The 11,018-nt window shown below is 32.8% G+C and carries 8 protein-coding genes; 7 read left to right on the top strand and 1 reads right to left on the bottom strand.

Annotation, left to right across the window (positions count from 1 at the left end; all coding sequences use genetic code 11):
* From ACIQZC_RS05965 to ACIQZC_RS05940, 6 genes are all read left to right on the top strand, one after another.
* Nucleotides 1–2,349: glycosidase (locus tag ACIQZC_RS05965; RefSeq protein ID WP_396138324.1), on the top strand; the 2,349-nt coding region annotated here is incomplete at its 5' end.
* A 16-nt stretch (nucleotides 2,350–2,365) separates the two neighbouring features.
* Nucleotides 2,366–3,814 carry an Ig-like domain-containing protein gene (locus ACIQZC_RS05960; RefSeq protein WP_396138323.1) on the top strand — a complete coding sequence of 483 codons (1,449 nt, stop codon included), beginning with the start codon at nucleotides 2,366–2,368 and terminating at the stop codon, nucleotides 3,812–3,814.
* 35 nt (nucleotides 3,815–3,849) lie between these two features.
* A complete protein-coding gene (locus ACIQZC_RS05955) occupies nucleotides 3,850–4,656 on the top strand; it encodes a family 16 glycosylhydrolase (RefSeq protein WP_396138322.1) in 807 nt (268 codons plus the stop codon).
* A gap of 59 nt (nucleotides 4,657–4,715) precedes the next feature.
* On the top strand, nucleotides 4,716–7,004 hold the full coding sequence (bglX, locus tag ACIQZC_RS05950) for a beta-glucosidase BglX (protein WP_396138321.1): 2,289 nt from the start codon (nucleotides 4,716–4,718) through the stop codon (nucleotides 7,002–7,004).
* A 6-nt stretch (nucleotides 7,005–7,010) separates the two neighbouring features.
* Nucleotides 7,011–8,717 carry a family 16 glycosylhydrolase gene (locus tag ACIQZC_RS05945; RefSeq protein WP_396138320.1) on the top strand — a complete coding sequence of 569 codons (1,707 nt, stop codon included), beginning with the start codon at nucleotides 7,011–7,013 and terminating at the stop codon, nucleotides 8,715–8,717.
* Between the two features lie 172 nt (nucleotides 8,718–8,889).
* The gene (locus ACIQZC_RS05940) at nucleotides 8,890–9,474 is read left to right on the top strand and encodes an RNA polymerase sigma factor (RefSeq protein ID WP_396138319.1); all 585 of its coding nucleotides are present in this window, start codon (nucleotides 8,890–8,892) and stop codon (nucleotides 9,472–9,474) included.
* Nucleotides 9,475–9,710: 236 nt separating this feature from the next.
* On the opposite strand, the gene nth is transcribed toward ACIQZC_RS05940, so the two are convergent.
* Nucleotides 9,711–10,358 carry an endonuclease III domain-containing protein gene (gene nth, locus ACIQZC_RS05935; protein WP_396138318.1) on the bottom strand — a complete coding sequence of 216 codons (648 nt, stop codon included), beginning with the start codon at nucleotides 10,356–10,358 and terminating at the stop codon, nucleotides 9,711–9,713.
* A gap of 63 nt (nucleotides 10,359–10,421) precedes the next feature.
* Here nth and bcp point away from each other — a divergent pair, with 63 nt between their 5' ends.
* A complete protein-coding gene (bcp, locus tag ACIQZC_RS05930) occupies nucleotides 10,422–10,874 on the top strand; it encodes a thioredoxin-dependent thiol peroxidase (protein ID WP_396138317.1) in 453 nt (150 codons plus the stop codon).
* Nucleotides 10,875–11,018 lie beyond the last annotated feature (144 nt).

Raw genomic sequence — 11,018 nt, 5'->3', positions numbered from 1 at the left:
AAACCTGTTTTATTTACTGAATTTGGTTCTGATGCTTTTAATGTTTTATCTAATAGTGAAGATCAAAATGCACAAGCTTTTTATTTGAAAAGTAATTGGAAAGAAATATATGAGAATGTTTCAGGAGCAGGGAAATCAGGTATCGCAATTGGTGGTTTTACCTTTCAATTTAGTGATGGATGGTGGAAATTTGGTCAAACTTCTGGTTTAGATATTCACGATTCTAATGCTTCTTGGTCAAATGGTGGTTATCAAAAAGATTACACCGAAGGACAAAATAATATGAACGAAGAATGGTTCGGTATTTGTGCCAAAGGACCTGTTGATGCAGTTGGTCATTACCAATTGTATCCAAGAGCAGCATATTATGTGTTGAAAGAAATTCACAAGTTTAATCCTTATGCTTCAAGTGAGAACAGTAATGGAGTTAAAACACATTTTGAGACTGCAAATATCATGGATGCTGCTTTAAGAGCTCGTGCTGATAAAGCTGCTTTAGCTGGAAATGAAAGTGATGTCATTAGGTTAAGTAATCTTAGAGCCGAATTCACAACATTTAATACAGGAGGAAGTTTACTTTCAACTCCTACAATAGATGATCCAGAAACGAATAAATATCCTAATAAAGTTGGGTTTGATACAATGGAATCTTACTTTATAGGTGTGGAAGGAAACCCATCTGCAAACATGAAAGCGAATGTTAATTTCAACATATTAGGTAATGTTGCAGAAAATCCAATAAATGAAATCTTCTACGAAAATAGAGGTAGAGCTCAAACGTTATTATCTAGTGACGGAGAAGTTTACACTAATGATGTGAACAGAGTTCAAATTTACAATGCCTCTTATAAATGGACTGCTAAAGATTTTGAAATTAGAGGTTTCTATAGAACTGGTCACTACCATTGGGGTTATGAAGGCGACTTCTTCGGATTGTATCCTGAAGCAAATTATGGTCAAAATTTAGACATTTATAATGGTGTAACTTCTGGTTTTGAAATTGATGGAAGAGGCAGTTTAAACGGATTAAAAGCGGCTTTTGGACCTCAATTATGGTGGGGAGCTAACCCAGCTTACTTATTGAAGTATTCTAAAACTTTCGGAAAAGTAACTGCAACAGCGGTTTATCATGAAGATATTTCAAGTGCTGCTCAAGCGGTAACATCTATTTTTATTCCACAACCAAAGACTCGGCGTGCTTCATTTCACCTTAAATTTAAAGACCAATTCTTCGGAATTGAATATGGTGGTATTTGGGGGGGGCAACCGTTAAATGGAAGAGAATATCAGATTGCAAAAGAAATCACACCAAATAATTATACCATATATAATCGCAAAGTTCAACCATACGATAATTGGGGAGCTAAGATAAAGCTAACATTTTCTAAAGGTAAGTTCAATGTGTACACTCAAGGTGCAATTTATGGGTTAGTAGCTAACACTGGAGGTGATTATACTCAAACCTTTACAGGATGGCGATTAAAAGAAAATGGGAGTGGTAATCAAATGAACTTTTTAGCTGGTTTTACTTATAACATTAATTCCAATTTGCAAATTGCTCCTAATTTCCTATGGCAAATGCCATTGTTAGATGCTATGCCAAATGGAGTTAATGCTCCAGGAAGATTAAGAAATATTTTAGACGATCCATTTATTGTAAGATCAAATCGTCAAACCACAGGTGGAGAATTATTATTAACCTATGATCCAACACCAGGAACCTGGATGTATGAATGGAATAATGATTTGTTAGAAGATGCTAAATTTGCATTCAGTACAGGTTTTGTTTACCGTCATTTGCCTACAACGATGGATGCGGCAATAGGTTTCTTAGAGAATAGAACTCCTTTTGCTTTTGATAAATCAGCACCAGCACAAGATTTATGGGAATCCAATACACGAATTGTTTCCAAATTGACTTCCAGTCTGGGTATTATCGCTAATTTGTATTTTGGAAATGGACAAGCTAATGGCGATTCTGAAAGAACCATCAACAGAATGGGAGGCGATTTACGTATGATTTATAACAAAGTAAAAGTTGTATCCTCTTTAAAATTAAATGATTGGGGTCCATATGATTATCACAAAGATTTTAACTTAACGTTTCCGGTGCAAAGTGCAATCGATATTTCAACTTCTTTAGGAAAACCAAATTGGTTCATTTTACCGGATACAAGAATTGGTATTATGGGTATTTGGAGAGCATTAGATAAATATTCTCCAAGATATTCACCAACTTATGTTCCTGCTAATACCTACCCTGCAGTACCAGAATTAAGCCCTGTAGGTTATGGCAATGGTTCTGAGTGGGAAATTAGAACATACATTCATATAAATATTGGTAAATAATTTAAAAAGATTTAAAATGAAAAATAGAAAAATTAATTACTTTAGAAATACTCTCCTTTTAGGATTGGTTTTGATAACCAGTGTTAATTGTGATGGAGATATGTCAGATGAAACACTAGCGACATATCCAAAAACCGCGGAAATATTTACAGATACCCCAGTTGGTATGGGTACTAACTTTTACTTTCCTTATGGACCAGATGCTAATAACCCAGTTGGGTCAAAATTTAGTGCTTGGTCAGTAGATACTGATGTTAGTTATAAAGGTAATGCTTCGATGCGTTTTGATGTTCCTAATTCAAATGATCCTCAAGGTAATTATGCCGGAGGTATTTTAAGAGTAGATGGAGCAGGTCGAAATTTAACAGATTTTGACGCTCTTACGTTTTGGGCTAAAGCCTCTCAAGGGGTAACAATTGGAGAGATTGGTTTTGGAGAAGACTTTTATCCTGACAAATACATAACTACTATGAGAAATATTAGTTTAGGAACGGCTTGGACAAAATACATTATTCCAATTCCTAATGCTTCAAAATTATTGCAAGAAAAAGGTATGTTTAGATATTCTGCCGGTACTCAAGGTACAAATGGCGCAGGATATACGTTTTGGATTGACGAATTAAAATTTGAAAAGCTAGGTACTATTTTGCCGTTACAAGCTTCTATAATGTTAGTGAACGACAGTGATCCTGATATACCCGTTATTAGATCTACTTTTGTTGGCGTAACTTCATTAGTTTCAAATTTACGAGCAAAATTTAATATGCCTAACGGTAGCAATCAATCAGTTTCTATAAGTCCGGCTTTTTTAAATTTCACCTCTTCAAATCCATCTGTTGCTACGGTTAATGACGCTGGAGTTGTTACTCCAATTGCAGCGGGTACAGCAACAATTACAGCAACATTTAATGGGCAACAAGCTACGGGTAGTTTAGTAATAAATTGTTCGGGTGCCTTTGTAAGTGCTCCAGTTCCAACTAGAAACTCTGCTAATGTACTCTCCGTTTTTAGTGATACTTATACTAATGTTCCTGTAACTTATTACAACGGTTTTTGGACACCAGGTTCATCAACTGGATCGGCAGATTTTTCAGTTAATGGAAATAATGTTTTAAATTATACTACCTTCAATTATGTAGGTATTGCTTTTGCAAACCCAACATTAAATGCTACGGCCATGACACATGTGCACTTTAATTTGTATATACCAAACAGTGTTCCATCTAATTTCGATTTTTTAATTTCCATAGAAGATTGGGGTCCGAATCAGATTGATAATGGAGGTGATGATACTAGACAACAAATTTTTGTAAGACGTTCTCAAGTTCAACCAAACGGTTGGGTTACTATAGAAGCTCCATTGACTTTAGCAAATAGAAATAATATTGGTTTGATTATAATGGAAAATATTAATGGCTCTTCATTGTCAAATTTTTATATGGACAATATCTATTTTTATAGATAAATAAAAAACATAATAATCTTTCAATAATACAAAAAATGAAAAAAAATAAAATTAATTTGCTGTTATCAATTTGTGTATTTTCAATGATGTTGGGATGTTCATCTGATGAAAAACAAACGGTCGTTACCAAAACACAATTGGTAATGAGTGATGAATTTAATGTAGATGGTGCTCCAAATCCAATTTTATGGAGTTATGATATTGGAACAGGTAATAACGGATGGGGGAATAGTGAGTTGCAATATTACACCAATAGACCTGAAAATATTAAAGTTGAAAACGGTTTTTTAAAAATTACAGCCCGTAGAGAACAATATATGGGTAAATCATATACCTCTGCTCGTATTTTAACTAAAGGTAAATTTGAAACCAAGTACGGAAGACTTGAATCAAGAATAAAATTGCCGAGAGGAAAAGGATTATGGCCTGCTTTTTGGATGTTAGGTTCCAATTCTGATACAGCTATTTGGCCACAATGCGGCGAAATTGATATTATGGAATATTTGGGAAGTAGTCCAACTAAAGTATTTGGAACTGTTCATGGTCCAGGTTATTCTGCAGGTAATGCAATTACTAAAACCTATACATTACCAAATAGCAGATTTGATACTGATTTCCATGTTTTTGGTGTAGAATGGGACGAAAATTACATTAACTTTTATGTTGATAATGTACTTTACAATCAAATTACGCCATCAGATGTAACGGGTGATTGGGTTTTTAACAACCCTTTTTATATGATATTAAACATGGCTGTGGGTGGTAATTATCCTGGCGCTCCAAACAGTGAAACACCATTTCCACAAGAAATGTTAGTAGATTATGTTAGAGTATATCAATAAAAAATAATGTTTTCTTATTAAAATTTCAATGCGTTTCATTGAGATATATAAATTTTACAATGACATATAATAACATAAAATTAGGTGTTACTCTATTGATTTTAACTTTGTTGTCGTGCAGTAGCCCTAAAGAAATCTTGGTTACCGAGAAACGCAATGATATCGATCAAAAAGTAGATTCGGTGATGATGTTGATGACTCTAGATGAAAAAATAGGTCAATTAAATCAATATAATGGTTTTTGGGACATCACAGGACCAGTACCAAAAGAAGGTCATGCGGCAAAAAAATACGATGACCTAAGAAAAGGACTTGTAGGCTCAATGCTCAATGTAAAAGGGGTTAAAGATGTTAAAGCTTTACAGAAAATTGCTGTTGAGCAAACTCGTTTGGGTATTCCTTTATTATTTGGTTTTGATGTAATTCATGGCTACAAAACAATAAGCCCTATTCCGTTAGCAGAAGCGGCAAGTTGGGATCTTCAAGCTATTCAAAAATCGGCTGAAATTGCTGCTGAAGAAGCTGCAGCTGTTGGAATTAACTGGACATTTGCTCCCATGGTTGATATCTCAAGAGATCCACGTTGGGGTAGAGTTATGGAAGGAGCAGGAGAAGATCCTTATTTGGGTAGTTTAATTGCTAAAGCTAGAATTCAAGGTTTTCAAGGTAATTTATCAAACAAGAATATTATTGCTTGTGCTAAACATTTTGCAGGGTATGGTTTCGCCGAATCTGGGCGCGATTATAATACAGTTTTTGTAAGTGATGATGTTTTGCATAATATCATTTTACCTCCTTTTAAAGCATCAGTTGAAGCCGGAGTTAAAACATTCATGAATTCGTTTAACGATCTAAATGGAATTCCTGCTACAGGGAGTTCTTTACTACAACGCTCTATTTTAAAGAATAATTGGAATTTTAAAGGTTTTGTAGTTTCCGATTGGGGTTCGATTAACGAAATGATTCCTCACGGTTACGCAAAAGATAGTAAACATGCCGCTGAAATCGCAATTAATGCTGGTTCAGACATGGATATGGAATCCTATGCTTATATCGATCATTTAAAAGCGTTAGTTAACGAAAAGAAAGTTGATATTTCTAAAATAAATGATGCTGTAAGACGCATTTTAAAAGTAAAATTTGAATTAGGATTATTTGATAATCCTTATAAATATTGTGATGAAGTTGTTGAAAAAGCTACTGTTGGAAAATCAGAATTTCACGAAGGTGTTTTAGATATTGCTAAAAAATCAATTGTATTATTAAAGAATGAAAATCAAATACTTCCGTTAAAAAAATCAGGTCAAAAAATTGCTTTAATTGGCGCATTAGCAGCCGATAAAACAAGTCCGTTAGGAAGTTGGCGCATTGGTGCTGATGATAACACTGCTGTTTCTGTCTTAGAGGGAATGAATGCTTATATCAATAATGAATTGACTTATGCTAAAGGTGCAGATGTAGCAATTGGTAGAACCCAATTTATGTGGGAAACTAAGATAAATACTACTGATATGTCTGGATTTGGTGAAGCCATTCAAATTGCAAAAAAGGCCGATGTTGTAGTAATGGTTTTAGGCGAACATGGTTTACAATCAGGTGAAGGTAGAAGTCGTACAGATATAGGATTACCTGGTGTTCAACAAGAATTATTAGAAGAAATTTATAAAGTGAATCCTAATATTGTTTTAGTGCTTACTAATGGAAGACCACTTGCGTTACCATGGGCAGCTGAACATATTCCGGCAATTGTTGAAGCATGGCATTTAGGTACACAAAGTGGAAATGCTATTGCACAAGTTTTGTATGGCGATTATAATCCAAGTGGTAAATTACCAATGACTTTTCCAAGGCATGTAGGACAATTGCCTATATATTACAATCATAAGAACACCGGAAGGCCTTCACTTAATGAACCTGAAAGTGTTTTTTGGTCGCATTATATTGACGAAAAAAATACGCCATTATTTGCATTCGGACATGGTTTAAGTTTTTCCAAGTTTGAGTATTCAAATTTAAAATTGTCAAGTAATTCATTTTCAGTAAATGAAACTATTTTAATACAAGTTGAATTAATAAATAATAGTGCTGTTGAAGGTAAAGAAGTAGTTCAATTGTATATTCGAGATATGGTTGGATCATATACAAGACCGGTTAAAGAACTTAAAGGATTTGAAATGGTTACGTTAAAGCCATATGAATCAAAGGTAGTTTCTTTTACAGTTGATTCTAAAATGTTGGCTTTTTATACGGCAAACAATGTTTGGGAAGCAGAATCAGGGAATTTTAAAATATTTGTCGGTGGTAGTTCTGATAATACTTTGGAATCTGAAATAATTTTTAACAATTAATTCATAATGTTTAACTATACTTTTTCAAAGATTTCCTTTGTATTTTTTTTATTTTTAAATTTTTCATATGCTCAAGTAGATGTAATCTATTCTGATTTAGTTTGGTCTGATGAGTTTAATACAAATGGTGCAGTTAATGCATCAAAATGGCATCACCAAACGCAAATTCCTAATGGTGGAAACTGGCATAATGGTGAGCAACAACACTACACCAACTTATTATCAAATTCATTTGTAGAAAATGGAGTGTTAAAAATTGTTGCAAAAAGACAAGTTTTTGACGATCAAGGTGTAATAAAACAATTCACTTCTGCTCGTTTAAATTCAAAATTTGCCTATACTTATGGTAGAGTTGATATTCGTGCAAAAGTACCAACTAATCTAGGCACTTGGCCAGCACTTTGGCTTTTAGGAAAAAACATAACGGAGCCAGGGGGATTTTTTGCAGCAACTCATGGTACAACACCTTGGCCCGCTTGTGGTGAAATAGATATTATGGAACACGGAATAACTCGAGATCAACCTGCAGGTTATATTCAAAGTGCACTTCATACGCCTTCTTCATCTGGCGCTACAACAAATATAGGTGGTACAATTGCGAATAACCTTGGTAGTAGTTTTCATGTATATTCAATGAATTGGTCTCCCTTTCAAATTATGTTTTTATTAGACGGAGTTCCATTTTATACTTATAATCCATCGGTTAAAAACGCATCAACATGGCCTTTTACTGCTGATCAATATTTATTATTTAATATTGCAATGGGTGGCGTTGCAGGTGATATACCAAATGATTTTAATCAGGCTACTATGGAAATTGATTATGTTAGGGTGTATCAAAATGTGCAGGTTGATACCCAAATTCCTACAAATTTTACAGCTACTGTTGGAGCAGTTACAAGCTCATCTATTGAGCTTTTATTAAACTCTAATGATAATTCAGGTTCTGTTGTATACGGAGTAACTTATGGCTCAAATTCTACCTCAGCTGCAGGAACTTCTGGCGTTCAAAAGTCTATGGTTATATCAGGACTAAACTCAAATACAAATTATTCATTTTCAGTAAGCGCCAGTGATTTATCAGGAAATAATGCTAGTAATAACTCAATACTCTTAAATGCTTCTACAACCGGCGTTATTGGTTGTAACGGAACCAGCTCTGCTGCTCAAGAAGGGTCATTTAGTACAGGTTATAATTATGCTTTTGAAACCATTGGAACTAACAGTGTTAAGGTCACTTTTGAATTATTAGATACTAATAGAGTAGGATTAGTTGCTTTTTTACGAAAACAACAAACTCCTATTTCAGATGTGCAAATGACCAATGTTTCTGGTAGCAGAACTTTTACATATACTTTAACGGGTCAAATTCCTGGCTCAACAATTAGTTATGCAGTTAAATTTGCTTATGCGAATGGGTTGTCTGTTACGCAGTATTTTCAATATGTAGTGGGTAATAATTGTAATTTAGGATTAACCGAAATTAAGAATAACAACAAAATTAAATTCAAAAATCCAGCGCATTTAAATCTTGAGTTTGATCAAAATTTAAACATCAATAATTTGAAAATTTATTCTTTATTAGGTCAAAAAATGATGGATATAGATAATTGCTCAGGTATGATAGATATTTCAAATTTATCAAAAGGAGTTTATTTAATGATTATTTCAGTAGATGATCAAATTTATAAAGAGAAATTAGTTATTGATTAGCGTTTATTTCCAACTTTCTTATATTAAATATGTTAAAATTTTAAATAGAATTTGTTTAATAACAAAATTTTATGTTAAATTTGATTTTATTATTCTTTTAAAACAAAATTGCCTATAAAAAACAATTACTTTTTACACAGTCCCAAATTTTAATAACTTAAAAAGTAATGTTATGGCTAATTTTGTATTTCCTGATGCAATTTTAGTGAAGAATTATATAAGCGGAGATGAATCTGCTTTGACTTCATTAATAGAAAGGCATCAATCTAAAATCTACGGATTTATTTATTCAAAAGTAAATGATAGAGATTTATCTGACGATATTTTTCAAGACACTTTTATCAAAGTAATTAATACACTTAAAACAAAATCCTATAACGAGGAAGGTAAGTTTTTACCTTGGGTTATGCGTATAGCTCATAATTTGGTTGTGGATCATTATCGCAAATCAAACAAAATGCCATTTAATCGAGAAACGGAAGAATATTCTATTTTTAATTATATGAGTGATAATGCACCTACAATTGAAAGCAAAATGATTACCGAACAGGTAGAAGCTGATTTATCGCGCTTGTTAGATCAATTACCTGAAGATCAAAAAGAAGTATTAATCATGAGAATGTATCAAGATTTAAGCTTTAAAGAAATTGCCGATTTAACAGGTGTTAGCATCAATACAGCGCTAGGAAGAATGCGTTATGCAGTTTTGAATTTGAGAAAGATTATTGAAAAAAATCAAATTATTTTAACAAATTAATACTAAAATAAAATTTTTGTCGTTATAACAATATATTTAAATTGTAATTAATGGCAAAACTTTACACTAAGAAAAAATTTGCTATTGAAAATTTGAGACCTAAAAAAGAAACAATTTCGTTTATACTTAATTATTCAAAAGCTTTAAGTATTCATAAAATTGGGAATTCAAATTTTCAAATAATAGCAAATTAAAAAAAATGCCTCAAGTTTATTTGAGGCATTTTTTAATTTCAACTATTTCTTTACATCTTTAATTACACTTTTTCTCCCAATTGATTTTGTAATAACATCTTTTTCTAAATTCCAACCACGAGCGGGAGAATATTCGCGTCCATACCAAATAATCTGTAAATGTAAAGTATTCCAATACGCCTCTGGGAAAATACGTTTGGCATCTTTCTCTGTTTGTTGTACATTTTTGCCATTGGTGAATCCCCAGCGGTACATTAATCGATGAATATGGGTGTCAACAGGAAACGCTGGAACACCAAAAGCTTGACTCATTACTACACTTGCCGTTTTATGACCTACGGCTGGAAAGGCCTCCAAAGCTTCAAAACTTTGTGGCACTTCGCCATTGTATTTGTCAATTAAGATTTCAGATAAACCATGAATTCCTTTCGATTTCATTGGTGACAAACCACATGGGCGAATGATTTCTTTAATTTCTTCCACACTCATTTTTATCATATCATATGGATTGTCTGCTTTAGCAAATAAAAGTGGGGTAATTTGATTTACTCGAACATCTGTACATTGTGCTGAAAGTAACACCGCGATCAATAAAGTGTAGGGATCTTTATGATCTAACGGTATTGGAATTTCGGGATATAATTCATTTAACGTATTTATAACAAATGTTACTCTTTCGCTTTTAGTCATTTTTGTAATTTTGTTTACTAACTTTAAACAAATTTAAACTATAAACTTTAAACTAAAAATAAAATGACAACATTAAAAGTAGGGGATAAAGCACCTAATTTTTCAGGCTTAGACCAAAATGGTACTTCACATAAATTAGCCGATTATAAAGGTAAGAAATTAGTAATTTTCTTTTATCCAAAAGCAAGTACACCTGGATGCACAGCCGAAGCCTGTGATTTAAGAGATAATTATGCTCGTTTTCAAGCGAATAATTATGCTTTGTTAGGTGTGAGCGCTGATAATGCTAAAGCCCAAATGAAGTTTGTTGAAAAATATGATTTACCTTTTCCTTTATTAGCAGATGAAGATAAATCAGTTATTCAAGCATTTGGTGTTTGGGGTCCAAAGAAATTTATGGGTAAAGAATATGATGGTATTCACAGAACTACTTTTCTTATTGATGAAAATGGTAGTATTGAAGATGTAATTTCAGAGGTAAAAACAAAAGCACATGCTGCTCAGATTTTAAAATAATAAAAAACCATCCGTTTATCGGATGGTTTTTTTACAAATTAAACCAATTAATTACTGTTTTAAAAAGCGTATTTATTTTCGCTAATTATTTTTGCAGCAATTTTTTCACGAAGACCAATTACATTTGGCATATTCGTATATTTT

Origin of the sequence: Flavobacterium sp. (assembly GCF_044338735.1) — a bacterium.
GTDB lineage: Bacteria > Bacteroidota > Bacteroidia > Flavobacteriales > Flavobacteriaceae > Flavobacterium.
The sequence above is the reverse complement of the archived record's forward strand: the minus strand, read 5'-3'. Positions and strand labels throughout refer to the sequence as shown.

Excerpts from the sequence above, each read along its gene's own strand:
- bglX (WP_396138321.1), top strand. The coding sequence starts at position 4,716 with ATGACATATAATAACATAAAATTAGGTGTTACTCTATTGATTTTAACT.
- ACIQZC_RS05955 (WP_396138322.1), top strand. The coding sequence starts at position 3,850 with ATGAAAAAAAATAAAATTAATTTGCTGTTATCAATTTGTGTATTTTCA.
- bcp (WP_396138317.1), top strand. The coding sequence starts at position 10,422 with ATGACAACATTAAAAGTAGGGGATAAAGCACCTAATTTTTCAGGCTTA.
- ACIQZC_RS05940 (WP_396138319.1), top strand. The coding sequence starts at position 8,890 with ATGGCTAATTTTGTATTTCCTGATGCAATTTTAGTGAAGAATTATATA.
- ACIQZC_RS05960 (WP_396138323.1), top strand. The coding sequence starts at position 2,366 with ATGAAAAATAGAAAAATTAATTACTTTAGAAATACTCTCCTTTTAGGA.
- ACIQZC_RS05945 (WP_396138320.1), top strand. The coding sequence starts at position 7,011 with ATGTTTAACTATACTTTTTCAAAGATTTCCTTTGTATTTTTTTTATTT.
- nth (WP_396138318.1), bottom strand. The coding sequence starts at position 10,358 with ATGACTAAAAGCGAAAGAGTAACATTTGTTATAAATACGTTAAATGAA.